Origin of the sequence: Streptomyces longhuiensis (genome assembly GCF_020616555.1) — a bacterium.
GTDB classification, from domain to species: Bacteria; Actinomycetota; Actinomycetes; order Streptomycetales; family Streptomycetaceae; genus Streptomyces; species Streptomyces longhuiensis.
This window is the reverse complement of sequence record NZ_CP085173.1, coordinates 6537361-6553920: the sequence shown is the minus strand read 5'-3', so window position 1 is coordinate 6553920 and position 16560 is coordinate 6537361. Positions and strand designations below refer to the sequence as shown.

Genomic DNA, 16560 nt, shown 5'->3' with positions numbered 1-16560 from the left:
TGGTCGGAGGCGGGGGCGGGTGGGGGCGGTCCGTGCGGGCCGCCCGGGGTGGGCGTCAGCCCATGTGCGGGTAGCCGTACTCGGTCGGCGGGACCAGCGTCTCCTTGATGGCGCGGGTCAGGGTCCAGCGCTGCAGGTTCTGCGGGGCGCCGGCCTTGTCGTTGGTGCCGGAGGCGCGGCCGCCGCCGAAGGGCTGCTGGCCGACGACGGCGCCGGTCGACTTGTCGTTGATGTAGAAGTTGCCCGCGGCGTAGCGGAGCTTCTCCATCGTGTGGGCGGCCGCGGCGCGGTCGTTGGAGATGACCGAGCCCGTCAGGGCGTAGTCCGACGCCGACTCCATCTGGGTCAGCATCTCGTCGTACTTGTCGTCCTCGTAGACGTGGACGGCGAGGAACGGGCCGAAGTACTCGGTCTTGAAGACCTCGTTCTCCGGGTCCGCGCACTCGACGACGGTCGGGCGCACGAAGTAGCCGACCGAGTCGTCGTAGGTGCCGCCCGCGACGATGGTGCAGGAGTCGTCGGCCTTGGCGCGGTCGATGGCCGCCTTGTTCTTGGCGAACGCGCGGTCGTCGATGACGGCGCCGATGAAGTTCGACAGGTCGGTGACGTCACCCATCTTGATGCCGTCGACCTCGGCCGCGAACTCCTCCTTGAAGCCGGAGTTCCAGATGGAGGCCGGGATGTAGGCGCGCGAGCTCGCGGAGCACTTCTGGCCCTGGAACTCGAAGGAGCCGCGGGTCAGGGCCGTCTTGAGGACGGCGCGGTCGGCGCTCGGGTGGGCGACGACGAAGTCCTTGCCGCCGGTCTCGCCGACGAGACGCGGGTAGGTGCGGTACTTCGCGATGTTCTCGCCGACCGTCTTCCACAGGTGCTGGAAGGTCGGGGTCGAGCCGGTGAAGTGGATGCCGGCCAGGTCGCGGTGGTTGAGGGCGACCTCGGAGACCGCGATGCCGTCACCGGTGACGAGATTGATGACGCCCTTGGGCAGGCCGGCCTCCTCCAGGAGCTGCATGAGCAGCACGGCGGCGTGGGTCTGCGTCGGGGACGGCTTCCAGACCACCACGTTGCCCATGAGGGCGGGGGCGGTGGGGAGGTTGCCCGCGATGGCGGTGAAGTTGAAGGGCGTGATCGCGTAGACGAAGCCCTCGAGCGGGCGGTGGTCCATGCGGTTCCACACGCCGGTGGAGTTCGCCGGGGGCTGCTCGGCGAGGATCTGGCGCGCGTAGTGCACGTTGAAGCGCCAGAAGTCGACGAGCTCACAGGGCGTGTCGATCTCGGCCTGCTGCGCGGTCTTCGACTGGCCGAGCATCGTGGACGCGGCGAGCGTCTCGCGCCACGTCGTGGAGAGCAGCTCGGCGGCGCGCAGGATGATCGCGGCGCGGTCGTCGAAGGACATCGCGCGCCAGGCCGGGGCGGCGGCGAGCGCGGCGTCGATCGCGTCCTGCGCGTCCTGCTGCGTGGCGCCACGGCCGGTACCGATGACGGCCTTGTGGTTGTGCGGCTGGACGACGGTGAACTCGTCACCGCCACCGAGGCGCTTGACGCCGCCGATGGTCATCGACAGCTCGATCGGGTTCTCGGCAAGCTCCTTGAGCTTGGCCTCGAGGCGCGCCCGCTCCGGGGAGCCGGGGGCGTAGCCGTGCACCGGCTCGTTGACGGGAGCGGGGACCTGGGTCACGGCGTCCATTGGTTACCTCTTCCGAGTGAGTTCTGAGCTTCGGACGAGATGAACCGAAGCGCTTGCGTACGTTGAGCGGCGGTCGGGGCTTGACCGTCACGAGTCCGCTGCGGCGGGCAGGTGAGAAGCCCCACGGGGCGGAGTCACGAGTCTCTGAACGCCTTTTTCGGGCGAGACATGGACCGGCTCGGCCGGCCGGTGAGCGGATTCTGTTGGTATCAAGGGTGCTCCTTGGTGCCGAGAGACGCCGCCCACGCGTTCCATCAGCCCTTGGTAAGGATGGAGCGGGCGAAGAACAGCAGGTTGGCGGGCTTCTCCGCGAGGCGGCGCATGAAGTAGCCGTACCAGTCGGTGCCGTACGCGGTGTAGACACGCATCCGGTGACCCTCGGCGGCGAGACGGACGTGCTCGTCGCTGCGGATCCCGTACAGCATCTGGAACTCGTACTCGTCCAGCTTGCGCCCGGCGCGGCGGGCGAGCTCCTGGCTGATGGAGATGAGCCGCGGGTCGTGGGACCCGATCATCGGGTACCCGTCGCCCTCCATCAGAATCTTCAGGATGCGGACGTACGCCTTGTCGATCTCGCCCTTGTCCTGGTACGCGACGGAGGCGGGCTCCTTGTAGGCGCCCTTCACGATGCGCACGCGGCTGCCGGCGGCGGCCAGGCGGTGGGCGTCGTCCTCGGTGCGGAAGAGGTAGGCCTGGATGACGCATCCGGTCTGCGGGAAGTCCTTCCGCAGCTCCTCGTGGATGGCGAACATCGAGTCGAGGGTGGTGTGGTCCTCGGCGTCCAGGGTGACCGTGGTGCCGATCGCGGCGGCGGCCTCGACGACCGGGCGGACGTTGGCGAGGGCCAGCTCATGGCCGCCCTCGAGCGCCTGGCCGAACATCGACAGCTTGACGGACATCTCGGCCTTGGTGCCGAGGCCCAGGTCCTTGAGGCGCCCGATCAGCTCGAGGTAGGCGTCGCGCGCGGCCGCGGCCTGCTCGGGGGTGGTGATGTCCTCGCCGACCACGTCGAGGGTGACTTCGAGGCCCTTGCCGCAGGCGTCCACGACGATCGGCACGACGTCGTCGACACCCTCACCGGCGATGAACCGGTCGACGACCTGCTTCGTGCCGGGGGCTGCCGAGATGAAACGGCGCATCCTGTCGCTGCGCGACGCGGCGAGAATCACGGGACCCAGCACGGGGCACCTCCACGGAGAGTACGAACGAGGGGCCGTATCGGCGTAAACGAAGTGAATCGCAACAGACCGGTACGGCACGGAGAACCACCGTGAAATCTAAGGATCCCTCCGATCCAGTGCCATCGACAGCTGTCACGCATCTGTGGCCACCACCTCAGACATTTGTCTGAAGAGTTCGGTGGGGTGCGCGAGAATGGCGGGGTGAAGGGCGACTACCAGGAACTCGTCGACGAGATCTCGGCGCTGCTCAGCGCCCCCGCGACGCTGGAGAACCGGGATTTCGGGCTGATCGCGTTCGGCGCGCACGACAGCGACAGCGATTTCGACGAGTCGACGCTGGACCCCGTCCGCACCCGCTCGATCCTGACCCGCCGCTCCACCGCGGCGGTGCGCACCTGGTTCGAGGGCTTCGGCATCACCCGCGCCACCGGGCCCGTCCGCATCCCGCCGACCCCGGAGGCCGGGGTCTACCGGGGCCGCATCTGCCTTCCCGTACGCCATCGGGGTGTCGTGCTCGGCTATGTGTGGCTGCTCGACGACGATCCGGGGCCGACCGAGCAGCAGCTGACCGCCGCGATGGAGGTGGCGGGCCGCATCGGCGCGCTGCTCGCGGACGAGGCGCAGGCGGGCGCCGACCTGACCCGCGAGTTCCGCGAGGTGCTCACGGCCGAGCGCGGCTGGCAGCGGGACATGGCGGTGGCCGCCCTGCGCACGGCGCTCGGCTCGCGCGCGGACGGGCTGCACGCGGTGGTGTGCGTCGCGCCGTGGCCGTCGGCGGACCCGGACGACGCGCCGTCCTTCCGTACGATCCCCGCGGCCGACGCGCTGTGCACGGTGCCGTGGGGCGCGGCCGGGCAGGCCCTGGCCCTCCTGGTGCGGCTGCGTTCGGCGGACGCCCTCGGGCCGGCCATGACGGCGACGGCGAAGCTGCGGGAGCGCGCCGGTACGGCGGTCGTCGCGGCGGGGTTCGGGGGCCCGCGGCGCGAGCTGGGTGACCTCGGGGCCGCCTGGCAGGAGGCGACGGCCGCGGCGCGCGCGGCGCTCGCCGAGCCGCGTCTCGGCCCGGACGCGCACTGGGCGGCCATCGGCCCGTACCGCCTGCTCACCGCGCTGCCCCCGGACACGGCGCACGACCCGGTGCTGGCCCCGCTCCTGCTGCCGGCCAACCGCCAACTGGCCCGCACCACCGAGGTGTTCCTCGACTGCGCGGGCCAGGCGGGCCGCACGGCGGCGGAGCTGGGCATCCACCGCCAGACCCTCTACTACCGCCTGTCCCGCGTGGAGCAGCTCACCGGGCTCGACCTGGACGACGGCGAGGACCGGCTGCTGCTGCACATGGGACTCAAGGCGTCACGCCTGTGACGCGCGCATCGCCTCCAGCAACAGCCGCATGCCCTCGGTGAGTTCGTCGGCGCTGGGCGAGTAGTCGGCGTCGAAGGTGTGCTGGGCGACGAGCCCGAGGACCAGCACCGAGAAGAGCTTCCCGAGCGTGTGCACACTCGGATCGTCGACCGGCGGCTCCTCCCCCATGACCATGCCGATGAAGCCGCGCCCCGCCTCGTGCTGCGCCTGCGCCAACTGCTCGCGCACGACCGGCATCTTGTCGCCCATCGTCACGAGCTCGATGCTCAGGTGCCAGATGGACCCGGGCTTTCCGAGGCTGTCGGTGATCCCGGCCATCACGGCCCGGAACCGCTCCAACGAGCCGGGAGCGCCGGGCAGTTCACCCACCGCGCTCCAGTCGTCCGAGGCCCCTTCGGCCAGCGCCACGTACGCCTGCGCGAGCAGCGCGTCCTTCGAGCCGTAGTGGTAGCCGATCGACGCCAGGTTGGTCCCCGACTCCTTGACGATGTCGCGCGCCGTCGTGCGCACGAACCCCTTCTCCAGAAGGCAGCGCTTGGCGCCTTCGAGCAGATCCTCGCGATGTCCCATGCGGCCACCGTACCCCCGTTTCATACGGTCGTCCCATACGGACGTCCCATACCGACGTCTTACACGCACGGCCTATACGAGCGATCCATACAACCGATCTATACGTGCGTACTAGACAACTGTTTAAGACGCCCGTACAGTCCTCCCCATGACGAACTCACCGAGCACCAACTCCCGTGCGGGGCGCCGTGAATGGACGGCTCTCGCGGTCCTGATGCTTCCGCTGCTCCTCGTCTCGATGGACGTCTCCGTCCTCTACTTCGCGATCCCCTCGATCAGCGCGGACCTGGAGCCCACCGGCACCCAGCAGCTGTGGATCTTCGACATCTACGCGTTCGTGCTCGCCGGCCTGCTGATGACGATGGGCTCCCTCGGCGACCGCATCGGCCGACGCAAGCTCCTGATGATCGGCGCCACCGCCTTCGGCGCCGCCTCCGTCTGCGCGGCCTACGCGAACAGCGCGGAAATGCTGATCGCGGCCCGCGCGATCCTCGGCATCGGCGGCGCGACCCTGATGCCCACGACGATGGCCCTGGTGCGCAACATGTTCCGCGACGACAAGCAGCGCGCGACGGCCATCGGCATCTGGTCCGGCGTCATGACCGGCGGCATCGCGCTCGGCTCGGTGATGAGCGGCATCCTCGTCGAGCACTTCTGGTGGGGCTCGGTCTTCCTCGTCAACCTGCCCGCGATGGCGCTGCTCCTGCTGCTCGCCCCGGTCCTGCTCCCCGAATTCAAGGACCCGCGGCCGGGCCGCTTCGACTTCCTGAGCGTCCCGCTGTCGATGGCCGCGGTGCTCCCCCTCGTCTACGGCATCAAGGAGATCCCCTCCGAGGGCTTCGAGCCGCTCTACGTCACCTCGATCGTCGTCGGCCTCGTCTTCGGCGCCCTGTTCGTACGCCGTCAGCGCACCGTCGCGTCACCGATGATCTCGCCGGCCCTCTTCCGGGGCCGCGGCTTCGGCCCCGCCGTCACCCTCAACCTCATCTCGGCCTTCGCGATGATGGGGTCGGCCTACTTCACGACGCAGTACCTCCAGGCCGTCCTCGGCAAGAGCGCACTCGAAGCGGCGCTGTGGGCGCTCGCGCCGACCGTGTTCATCGGCCTCGCGGCTCCTGTCGCGACCGTCCTCGTGCAGCGGGGCGTGCACCGCGGCTCCGTCGTCACGGCCGGCTTCCTGACCAGCGCCTGCGGCTACGGCCTCCTGACGCTGACCGGCACGGACTCGCTGTGGACCGTCCTGGCCGGAGCGGGTGTACTCGCCTCCGGCGCGGTGATCGTGGGCTCGCAGCTGACCGACCTGGCGCTCGGCGCGGCCCCCGCGGAGAAGGCCGGCGCGGCGTCGTCCCTCCTGGAGACGGGCCAGGAGTTCGGCGGCGCCCTCGGCATGGCCGTCCTGGGCTCGATCGGTACGGCGGTCTACCGCCACGAGATCGGCGACGCGCCGGCCGAGGCGAAGGAGACGCTGGGCGGAGCGCTCGCGGTGGCGCAGCACCTGCCGGGCCGGGCGGGCGACGCGCTCCTCGTGTCGGCCCGGGAGGCGTTCACGAGCGGCATGCACATCGCCGCGCTGGCCGGCGGGGCGGTCCTGGTGGGGGCGGCGGTACTGGCCCTGCGGGGTCTGCGCGGGGTGGCTGCGCCGCAGCGGGAGGAGCAGCGGGATCCGGAGAGGGCGACGGCCTGATCTCCTTCCCGACCCCGACCCTTCCCGAATGCGCAAACGGCGGACGCGCTGAACTTCAGCCCGTCCGCCGTTCGGGTGGGCGGAGAAAAAAGAAGGGCCCGGGCCACCGAAAGGGTGACCCGGGCCCCACCACGTGCCAAGAACTAGTCCGTGAGGTTCACCGAGCGCGCCGACGTCGCGCCGATCTCCTCACCCAGCTCGCTGAGCACCCCGGCGGGAACCGTGTCGTCGACGGTCAGGACGGCCAGCGCCTCGCCGCCCACGTCCGCACGGGCGACCTGCATGCCGGCGATGTTGATGCCCGCCTCGCCGAGCACGCGGCCCACGGTGCCGACGACACCGGGACGGTCCTCGTAGCGCAGGACGACCATGTGGTCGGCCAGGGCGAGGTCCACGTCGTACTCGCCGACGGCGACGATCTTCTGGAGGTGCTTGGGGCCGGCGAGCGTGCCGGAGACCGAGATCTCCTCGCCGCCGGTCAGCGTGCCGCGCACGGTGACGACGTTCCGGTGGTCCGGGGACTCGGAGCTCGTGGTGAGACGGACCTCGACGCCGCGCTCCTGCGCGAACAGCGGAGCGTTCACGTACGACACCGTCTCGTCGACGACGTCCTCGAACACACCCTTCAGGGCGGAGAGTTCGAGCACCTTCACGTCGTGCTGGGTGATCTCGCCGTAGACCTCGACGTCGAGGCGGGCCGCGACCTCGCCCGCGAGCGCGGTGAAGATCCGGCCGAGCTTCTCGGCGAGCGGCAGGCCCGGCTTGACGTCCTCGGCGATGACGCCGCCCTGGACGTTCACCGCGTCCGGTACGAGCTCACCGGCGAGCGCGAGCCGCACGGAGCGGGCGACGGCGATACCGGCCTTCTCCTGCGCCTCGTCCGTGGAGGCACCGAGGTGCGGGGTGGCCACGACCTGGTCGAACTCGAACAGCGGGGAGTCCGTGCAGGGCTCCTTGGCGTACACGTCGAGGCCGGCGCCGGCGACGCGGCCCTCCTTGAGCGCCGAGTACAGCGCCGCCTCGTCGACGATCCCGCCGCGCGCGGCGTTGACGATGCGGACGGTCGGCTTGACCTTGCGCAGCGCGTCGTCACCGATGAGGCCGACCGTCTCGGGGGTCTTGGGGAGGTGCACGGTGATGAAGTCGGAGACCTCGAGCAGCTCGTCCAGGGTGAGGACCTTGACGCCCATCTGGGCGGCGCGCGCGGGCTGCACGTACGGGTCGTACGCGACGACCTTCATGCCGAAGGCCGACATGCGCTGCGCGACGAGCGCGCCGATGCGGCCGAGGCCGACGACGCCGAGGGTCTTCTCGGCCAGCTCGACGCCCGTGTACTTGGAGCGCTTCCACTCGCCGGCCTTGAGGGCCTGGCTGCCCTGCGGGATGTTGCGCGCGGTGGCGATGAGCAGGCCGCAGGCGAGCTCGGCGGCGGTCACGATGTTGGAGGTCGGGGCGTTGACGACCATCACGCCGGCCTTGGTGGCGGCGGAGACGTCGACGTTGTCGAGGCCGACGCCGGCTCGTGCGACGACCTTCAGCTTCTTCGCGGCGGCGATCGCCTCGGCGTCGACCTTGGTGGCCGAGCGGATCAGGATCGCGTCGACGTCGGCGATGGCCGGGAGCAGCTCGGCCCGGTCGGCGCCGTTGCACTGGCGGATCTCGAAGTCAGGGCCAAGAGCGTCGACGGTCGCGGGAGACAGCTCTTCCGCGATGAGTACGACAGGTTTGCCGGTTGCAGCAGTGCTCACGTGAGTCCTCACAAGTCCCATTGCGGACGGCCGTCCCGACGGCCGCAGGCGGTGGAGGGGTGTCAGCGGCGCCGGGGAAGTGCGGGTGCGTTGCCGCGTCGTTCGCGGACGCCGGGGCGTGCTTGCACTTCTTCGATGTCGCTGTGCCGCGTGGTAGACGCACGACGCTGTGGGCCCGACGCGAATGTGTTCTGCAGTCTAGTGGCGCATCGGAGGTGGTCTTGCGCCTCCGTGGAAGGATCACCCGTCCGTGGCTGGACGGGGTGGACAACCATGTTGACGCGAGAGCGCCGCGGGCCGTCCACCTCGACGTGGGGGCCGGGGCATTCGCCCCGGCCCCCTCGTCGCAAGGCTTACGCCTCGTCGTTGTCCACCCAGCTCATGAGCTTGCGGAGCTCCTTGCCGGTGGTCTCCAGGAGGTGGTTCTCGTCCTGGGTCTTGTACTCGTTGTACTTCTTCAGGCCCGAGTGGTACTCGTCCATCCAGTTCTTGGCGAACGTGCCGTCCTGGATCTCGGCGAGGACCTTCTTCATCTCGGCCTTGGTGGCGTCCGTGATGATGCGCGGGCCGGTGACGTAGTCGCCCCACTCGGCGGTCTCGGAGATCGACCAGCGCATCTTCTCCAGGCCGCCCTCGTACATGAGGTCGACGATGAGCTTCAGCTCGTGGAGGCACTCGAAGTACGCGATCTCCGGCTGGTAGCCGGCCTCGGTCAGCGTCTCGAAGCCCGCCTTGACCAGCGCGGCGGTGCCACCGCACAGGACGGCCTGCTCACCGAACAGGTCGGTCTCGGTCTCCTCGGTGAAGGTCGTCTTGATGACGCCGGCGCGGGTGCCGCCGATGCCCTTCGCGTAGGAGAGGGCCAGCTCGAAGCCCTTGCCCGTGGCGTCCTGCTCGACGGCCGCGATGCACGGAACGCCGCGGCCCTCTTCGTACTGGCGGCGCACCAGGTGCCCCGGGCCCTTGGGCGCGACCATCGCCACGTCCACGTTGGCCGGGGGCTTGATGAAGCCGTAGCGGATGTTGAGGCCGTGGCCGAAGAACAGCGCGTCGCCGTCCTTCAGGTTGTCCTTGATGGACTCCTCGTAGACCTGGGCCTGGATCGGGTCCGGGACCAGGATCATGATGACGTCGGCCTCGGCGGCGGCCTCGGACGGCGTCACCACGCGCAGGCCCTGCTCCTCGGCCTTGGCCTTGGACTTGGAGCCCTCGTGCAGACCGACGCGGACGTCGACACCGGAGTCACGGAGCGACAGCGCGTGGGCGTGGCCCTGGCTGCCGTAACCGATCACCGCGACCTTGCGGCCCTGGATGATGGACAGGTCGGCATCGTCGTCGTAGAACAGCTCGGCCACTGGATTTTCTCCTTGGTGTGCAGGTGTTGCGTCCCACCGTACGGCGGGATTGCGGAGGGAAGTTTTCGGGTCTCGGTATACGAGAGGGCGCTCGAAAGCGCCTGGGGGGCTCAGGCCGTGCGGTCGAGCGCCCGCAGGCTCCGGTCGGTGATGGAGCGCGAGCCGCGGCCGACCGCGATGGTGCCCGACTGGACGAGCTCCTTGATGCCGAAGGGTTCCAACATCTTGAGCATCGCCTCCAGCTTGTCGCTGGAGCCGGTGGCCTCGATGGTGACGGCCTCCGGGGAGACGTCCACGGTCTTGGCGCGGAACAGCTGGACGATCTCGACGATCTGCGAGCGCGTCTCGTTGTCGGCGCGGACCTTGGCGAGGACGAGCTCACGCTGGACGGCGTGGCCCTGCTCCAGCTCGACGATCTTCAGGACGTTGACCAGCTTGTTGAGCTGCTTCGTGACCTGTTCGAGCGGCAGGTCCTCGACATTCACCACGATGGTGATGCGGGAGATGTCGGGATGCTCGGTGACGCCGACCGCCAGGGAGTCGATGTTGAACCCGCGGCGGGAGAACAGTGCGGTGATCCGGGCGAGGACACCTGGCTTGTTCTCGACCAGGACGGAGAGCGTGTGCTTGGACATGGCTCTTGGTCTCTCTTTCGCTCTCGGTCTCAGTCGTCTTCGTTGTCGCCGAAGTCGGGGCGGACCCCGCGGGCGGCCATGACTTCGTCGTTGGAGGTGCCGGCGGCGACCATCGGCCACACCATGGCGTCCTCGTGGACGATGAAGTCGACGACGACGGGGCGGTCGTTGATGGAGTTGGCCTCTTCGATGACCTTGTCCAGGTCCTCGGGGCGCTCACACCGGATGGCGTAACAGCCCATGGCCTCCGACAGCTTGACGAAGTCGGGGACGCGGGTGCCCTTGTTGTCCTTGACGTCGTCCGGGCCGCTGTGGAGCACGGTGTTGGAGTAGCGCTGGTTGTAGAACAGCGTCTGCCACTGGCGGACCATGCCGAGGGCGCCGTTGTTGATGATGGCGACCTTGATCGGGATGTTGTTGAGCGCGCAGGTGGTCAGTTCCTGATTGGTCATCTGGAAGCAGCCGTCGCCGTCGATCGCCCAGACGGCGCGGTCCGGCATGCCGGCCTTCGCACCCATCGCGGCGGGGACCGAATAGCCCATCGTTCCGGCGCCGCCGGAGTTGAGCCAGGTGGCGGGCTTCTCGTACTGGATGAAGTGCGCGGCCCACATCTGGTGCTGGCCGACGCCCGCGGTGAAGATCGTGCCCTCGGGCGCGAGCTGGCCGATCCGCTCGATGACGTTCTGCGGCGAGAGTGAGCCGTCCTCGGGCTGGTCGTAGCCCAGCGGGTAGGTGTCGCGCCAGCGGCTGAGGTCGTTCCACCAGGCGCTGTAGTCGCCCTTGTGGCCCTCGCTGTGCTCCTTCTGCACGGCCTGGACCAGGTCGGCGATGACCTCGCGGGCGTCACCGACGATCGGCACGTCGGCGACGCGGTTCTTGCCGATCTCGGCCGGGTCGATGTCGGCGTGAACGATCTTCGCGAACGGGGCGAAGCTGTCCAGCTTGCCGGTGACACGGTCGTCGAAGCGGGCTCCGAGGGCGACGATCAGGTCGGCCTTCTGCAGCGCGGTGACGGCGGTGACCGCACCGTGCATGCCCGGCATTCCCACGTGCAGCGGGTGGCTGTCGGGGAATGCGCCGAGCGCCATCAGGGTGGTGGTGACGGGCGCTCCGGTGAGTTCCGCGAGGACCTTCAGCTCGGCCGTGGCGTGCGCCTTGAGCACACCGCCGCCGACGTAGAGGACCGGCCGCTTCGCGGCGGTGATCAGCTTCGCGGCCTCGCGGATCTGCTTGGCGTGCGGCTTGGTCACCGGGCGGTAACCGGGCAGGTCCTGCGTCTGCGGCCAGGAGAACGTCGTCTGCGCCTGCAGGATGTCCTTCGGGATGTCCACGAGGACCGGGCCGGGGCGGCCGGTCGAGGCGATGTGGAACGCCTCCGCGATCGCCTTCGGGATGTCCTCGGCCTTGGTGACGAGGAAGCTGTGCTTGGTGATCGGCATCGTGATGCCGACGATGTCCGCCTCCTGGAAGGCGTCCGTGCCGATCGCGTTGGACACGACCTGACCGGTGATCGCGACCAGCGGCACCGAGTCCATGTACGCGTCGGCGATCGGCGTCACCAGGTTCGTGGCACCCGGACCCGAAGTCGCCATACACACACCGACCTTGCCGGTGGCCTGCGCGTAACCCGTGGCCGCGTGACCCGCACCCTGCTCATGCCGGACGAGGACGTGACGGACCTTCTTGGAGTCCATCATCGGGTCGTACGCGGGAAGGATCGTGCCGCCGGGAATGCCGAATACGGTGTCGACCCCGACCTCCTCGAGCGAACGGATGAGGGACTTCGCACCCGTGACGTGCTCGACGGGGGCGGACTGCTGTCCTCGGGGCCGCGGCTGCGGATGGTGGGCCCCGGTGGCCTGCTCGGTCATCGGCATTCTCTTCTCGATGCTGAGGGTTTTTGCGAGGTTTGTACGGTGTTCGGTTACTGGTCTACACGCACTTGTGCAACAAAAAACCCCTCGTGCCGTGAGGCAAGCGAGGGGAGCGCGCCGGGTGCGGTCGCTGGGATCCGGTGTTCCGACCGGTGGGTCCCAGCTTCAGCCGACGCGCTTTCCAAGTACGAGAATTCGGGTGCGCATGGCATTGACCCTCTCTCCGGCGCACTGTGCGTGTCAAGTAAGTGGGACGGGAGTCTCATCATGTGAGCGAAGCAGGGCCGTCCGGCCGGACGGTGACGGAACGCCCGCGAACACCGGCTCGGCGGGACCGCTGGGCACCGGGTAGTTCCCCGAGGCCAGCGCGCGGCGCAGCCGGTACTCGTCGAGCGGCCCGGAGAAGGCCATCCCCTGTCCATGTGTGCACCCCATGGCGCGCAGTGCGACGACCTGCTCGGGCAGGTCGACGCCGTCGGCCACGGAGTTCAGGCCGAGGTCGCCGGCGATGCGCAGCAGACCACTGGTGATCTTGTGCAGGCGAGCGGATTCCACTACTCCTTCTACGAGACTGCGGTCGAGTTTCAGTACATCGACAGGGAGCCTGCGCAGCGCCGTGATGGCCGCGTATCCGCTGCCGAAGCCGTCCAGGGCGATCCGGACGCCGAGTCTGCGCAGCGCGGTGAGACGGCGCTCCAGTTCGTCCAGGGGGACCCTGGGGTCGCTGTCGGCCAGCTCGATCACCAGCGCGCCGGAGGGCAGCCCGTGCCGGGTCAGGAGCGCCTCGATGGAGCCGAGGGGCAGCGACCGGTCGAGGAGCCTGCGGGCGCTGATCCGGACGGCCACGGGCACGGCATGACCTCTGCGGCCGCGCTCGGCGGCCTGCTCGACGGCCTCCTCCAGCATCCAGCGGCCGAGCTCGGCGGTGCGCTCGCCCTCCTCGGCGGTGCGCAGGAACTCGGCGGGCGTGAACAGGATGCCCTGGGTCGAGCGCCAGCGGGCCTGCGCGGCGACCGACGTGATCCGGCCCGTGTCGAGGGAGACGACGGGCTGGTGCAGCAGGGCGAACTCTCCCTCGTGCAGGGCGGTGCGCAGTCGGGTGGCCAGCTCCGCCTTGCGGACGACATCGGCCTGCATCTGGGGCGCGTACAGCTCCACCCGGCCCTTGCCCGCGGCCTTCGCCCGGTACATCGCCAGGTCCGCGTTCCGCAGCAACTCGCCTGCGGACACGTCGGGTTCGGCGAAGGCGACGCCGATGGAGGCGGCCACCCGGACATCGTTGCCGTCGATGGTGTACGGCTGCGAGAGCGTGACCCTGAGGCGGTCCGCGAGCTCGTAGATGTGCTGCTCACGCGCGGTGTCGTCCCGGCTGCCCTCGCCGACGATCAGCGCCGCGAACTCGTCGCCTCCCAGTCGGGCGGCGGTGTCCCCGGAGCGCACGGATTCGGCCAGCCGCCGGGCGGCGTGGACGAGGAGTTCGTCGCCCGCCTGGTGGCCGATGGTGTCGTTGACCTGCTTGAAGCCGTCGAGGTCGATGAAGAGGACGGCCGTGCCGTGGTCGGTGGCGCGGCGACCTCCGAGCGCATGGCCGACCCGCTTGGTGAACAGGGCGCGGTTGGGCAGGTCGGTGAGCGGATCGTGCTCGGCGTTGTGCTGCAACTGCGCCTGGAGACGCACCCGTTCGGTGACGTCCCGGCTGTTGAGGATGAGGCCGCCGTGATGGCGGTTGATCGTCGACTCCACGTTCAGCCAGGCGCCGGCGCCGGAGCGGAAGCGGCACTCGATCCGGGTCGTGGGCTCCTCGATCTGGCTCGCCGCGAGGAAGCGGCGCACTTCGTGGACCACGCGCCCGAGGTCCTCGGGATGGATGATCGAGGCGAGCTCGGACCCGACGAGTTCCTCGGCGTCACGCCCGTAGACCCCGGCCGCGGCCGGGCTGACGTATCTGAGGATGCCGTTCGGCGCGGCGATCATGATGACGTCGCTGGAGCCCTGCACCAGGGAGCGGAAGTGGTTCTCCTTCTGTGCCAGCTCCTGGGTGAGGGTGATGTTGTCGAGGAGCATGATGCCCTGGCGCACGACGAGCGCCAGGACGACCGTGCAGGCCGTGAAGAGGACCACGCGGTCCACGCTGTGGCCGTTGAGGACGTTGTAGAGAATCCCCAACGTGCAGACGGCGGCGGCCAGATAGGGCGTGAGCGCCGCGAGCGATCCGGAGATCGGGCGGGTGACCTGGTACCGCGCGAACGCGGGGCCCCCGTCGTGCTCCCCGTGCCGCGGCCCCACCCAGGGCGCGCACGCGAGCAGCAGCGACCCGGCGAACCAGCCGGCGTCGAGGATCTCCCCCGAGCGGTAACTCGCGTGCAGCAGTGGCGAGGTGAACAGGGCGTCGCACATCACGGTCAGGGCGAGCGCGCCGATCGCGGTGTTCACCGCCGTGCGGTTGCCGGGCGAGCGGCGGAAGTGCAGCGCGAGCACCATGCTGACCAGCGCGATGTCGAGGAGGGGGTACGCGAGGGAGAGCGCGGTACGGGTGACGCTCTGCCCCTCGAACCGCGCGGTGTGCGCGAGGGCGAGGCTCCAGGACAGCGTGATCAGAGAGCCGGCGATGAGCCAGGCATCGAGCGCGAGACAGACCCAACCGGCCTTGGTGAAGGGGCGCTTGGCGAGGACGAGCAGCCCGATGATGGCGGGCGGCGCGAAGCACAGGAAGAAGAGGTCGGCGAGGCTCGGCGTCGGCACGGGGCGCTGGAGGACGACCTCGTACCAGCCCCACACTCCGTTCCCCAGGGACGCCATGGCGGAGGAGACCGCGAACAGGATCCACGCCGGTCGAAAGCGGCTGCGCCGGCTGCGTGCGTACGCGAAGTTCGACACGGCGGCGACCGCGGCGGCGGCGCTGAGCCCGAAGTCACCCATGAACAGGGCGAGCCGGTCGGATCCCCAGCCGAGCGCGGACCCCGTGGCGTACCCGCCGCACAAGAGGGCGAACACGAGCTGCGAGGCGAGGCTGGACCCTCCGCCCTGGAACAGACGACGGCCGGTGATCACGGTCCCGGGGGCGCTCACGGGGCCACTCCGGTCTGTGCCGCCCCCGTGTCCCGGTTTCCGTGCGCTGCTTGCTGGGGCCTTCTGCGTCCGCCGCTCCTGTGGCGTCCGCCCCTGCGGCTGCCGTGGCAGAAGGGGCGGCTCGTGCGGACCGGTGTGCGCGCGGGTCGTCGCCGGCGGCCCCGCCGCGTCGGATCGTTCGCCCATAGGTCGTGCATCGCCCGTCGCCCCCTCGCAATCCGGTTGTCCGTCCCCGGCGCCGAACTCTCCACGGCGCTACCCCAGTCGGGACGATACACCAGACTCGTCACTCAGGGACATAGTCTCTCTACTCTCCGTGACGACCAGCGGCGATGCGCGTACAGGGCGCGTCCGGGCGGGCGCGGAGCGTGTGCGGGGGCGCGCGAGGCCGGGCCGGGAGGCGGCGGATGGGCCTCTCCGGAGCCCGCCCTCAGTCCGTCGTCAGGACGACGTTCTCGAGCGGTTCTCCCGCCGCGAACCGGGTCAGCTGCGCGGCGAGCAGGCGCTTGGCCCGCGGCCAGAAGGCGGATGTGGAGCCGCCGACGTGCGGGCTGACGAGTACTCCCGGAGCGTGCCACAACGGGTGCCCCTGGGGCAGGGGTTCGGGATCGGTGACGTCGAGAGCGGCGGTGATCCGGCCGCTCTCCAGTTCGGCCAGGAGCGCCTCGGTGTCGACGACGGGCCCGCGCGCGACGTTCACGAGGAGGGCGCCGTCCTTGAGTCGTGCCAGGAAGGCCGCGTTCGCGAGACCACGCGTCGCCTCGTTGAGCGGCGTCGAAAGGATCACCACGTCCGCGTCCGGGAGCAGCGCCGGCAGGTCGGTGAGCGGGTGCACAGGGCCGCGTGCGGTCGTGCGGGCGGAGCGTGCGACGCGCACCACCCGCGCGCACTCGAAGGGAGCGAGCCGGTCCTCGATGGCGGAGCCGATCGACCCGTACCCGATGATCAGTACGTTCTTGTCGGCCAGCGCCGGATAGAAACCGGAGCGCCACTCCTCGCTCTCCTGTCCGCGCACGAACCCGGGGATGCCCCTCAGGGACGCCAGGATCAGGGCGACGGTGAGCTCGGCGGTGCTCGCCTCGTGCACACCGCGCGCGTTGCACAGCTGCACGCCCGACGGGAGCGACTTGAGGCCTCCCTGTACGTGGTCGACGCCGGCGGAGAGCGTCTGCACGGCCCGTACGGACGTCATCTGCGCCATGGGACGTACGCCGACGTCCGCGCCCTTCATGTAGGGGACCACGTAGAAGGCGCAGTCGGCCGGGTCGGCGGGGAAGTCGGGGCCGCCGTCCCAGAAGCGGTAGTTGAGCCCCTCGGGGAGCCCGGGGACCTCGTCTGCACGGAACGGGAGCCAAACGTCGGCGGATACCTCAGCACTCATGGTCAGGAGGCTAA

The 16560-nt window shown here is 69.8% G+C and carries 11 protein-coding genes; 2 read left to right on the top strand and 9 right to left on the bottom strand.

All coding sequences use genetic code 11. From position 1 onward, the window contains the following. Positions 1-55 precede the first annotated feature (55 nt). Together pruA and LGI35_RS30255 are read right to left on the bottom strand one after the other, a co-directional pair. Positions 56-1687 (bottom strand): L-glutamate gamma-semialdehyde dehydrogenase, encoded by a 1632-nt coding sequence (pruA, locus tag LGI35_RS30260; protein WP_227297355.1) that lies wholly within the window; start codon positions 1685-1687, stop codon positions 56-58. A 254-nt stretch (positions 1688-1941) separates the two neighbouring features. Beyond that, positions 1942-2868, bottom strand: coding sequence for a proline dehydrogenase family protein (locus LGI35_RS30255; protein ID WP_227297354.1), 927 nt, complete (start codon positions 2866-2868; stop codon positions 1942-1944). A 183-nt stretch (positions 2869-3051) separates the two neighbouring features. On the opposite strand from LGI35_RS30255, the gene LGI35_RS30250 reads away from it, so the two are divergent. After that, entirely contained in the window at positions 3052-4230 is a 1179-nt protein-coding gene (locus LGI35_RS30250; protein ID WP_227297353.1) for a PucR family transcriptional regulator, read from the top strand. Here the strand turns inward: LGI35_RS30250 and LGI35_RS30245 are convergent. Continuing rightward, the gene (locus LGI35_RS30245) at positions 4219-4800 is read right to left on the bottom strand and encodes a TetR/AcrR family transcriptional regulator (protein WP_227297352.1); all 582 of its coding nucleotides are present in this window, start codon (positions 4798-4800) and stop codon (positions 4219-4221) included. The genes LGI35_RS30250 and LGI35_RS30245 overlap by 12 nt on opposite strands. A 148-nt stretch (positions 4801-4948) precedes the next feature. On the opposite strand from LGI35_RS30245, the gene LGI35_RS30240 reads away from it, so the two are divergent. Further along, entirely contained in the window at positions 4949-6484 is a 1536-nt protein-coding gene (locus LGI35_RS30240; protein WP_227297351.1) for an MFS transporter, read from the top strand. A 143-nt stretch (positions 6485-6627) separates the two neighbouring features. On the opposite strand, the gene serA is transcribed toward LGI35_RS30240, so the two are convergent. The 6 genes from serA to LGI35_RS30210 all read right to left on the bottom strand — a co-directional run bounded on the left by serA (position 6628) and on the right by LGI35_RS30210 (position 16546). Further along, positions 6628-8253, bottom strand: a complete 1626-nt coding sequence (serA, locus tag LGI35_RS30235) for a phosphoglycerate dehydrogenase (RefSeq protein ID WP_227297350.1) — start codon at positions 8251-8253, stop codon at positions 6628-6630. A 332-nt stretch (positions 8254-8585) separates the two neighbouring features. Next, the gene (gene ilvC, locus LGI35_RS30230) at positions 8586-9587 is read right to left on the bottom strand and encodes a ketol-acid reductoisomerase (RefSeq protein ID WP_116509561.1); all 1002 of its coding nucleotides are present in this window, start codon (positions 9585-9587) and stop codon (positions 8586-8588) included. 110 nt (positions 9588-9697) lie between these two features. Continuing rightward, positions 9698-10222, bottom strand: a complete 525-nt coding sequence (gene ilvN, locus LGI35_RS30225; protein WP_100594986.1) for an acetolactate synthase small subunit — start codon at positions 10220-10222, stop codon at positions 9698-9700. A gap of 29 nt (positions 10223-10251) precedes the next feature. Further along, a complete protein-coding gene (locus tag LGI35_RS30220) occupies positions 10252-12093 on the bottom strand; it encodes an acetolactate synthase large subunit (RefSeq protein WP_227297349.1) in 1842 nt (613 codons plus the stop codon). Positions 12094-12336: 243 nt separating this feature from the next. Continuing rightward, positions 12337-15165 (bottom strand): putative bifunctional diguanylate cyclase/phosphodiesterase, encoded by a 2829-nt coding sequence (locus LGI35_RS30215; protein WP_423835734.1) that lies wholly within the window; start codon positions 15163-15165, stop codon positions 12337-12339. Between the two features lie 430 nt (positions 15166-15595). Beyond that, complete coding sequence (locus tag LGI35_RS30210) at positions 15596-16546, bottom strand: 2-hydroxyacid dehydrogenase (RefSeq protein WP_227297347.1); 951 nt, start codon at positions 16544-16546, stop codon at positions 15596-15598. Positions 16547-16560 lie beyond the last annotated feature (14 nt).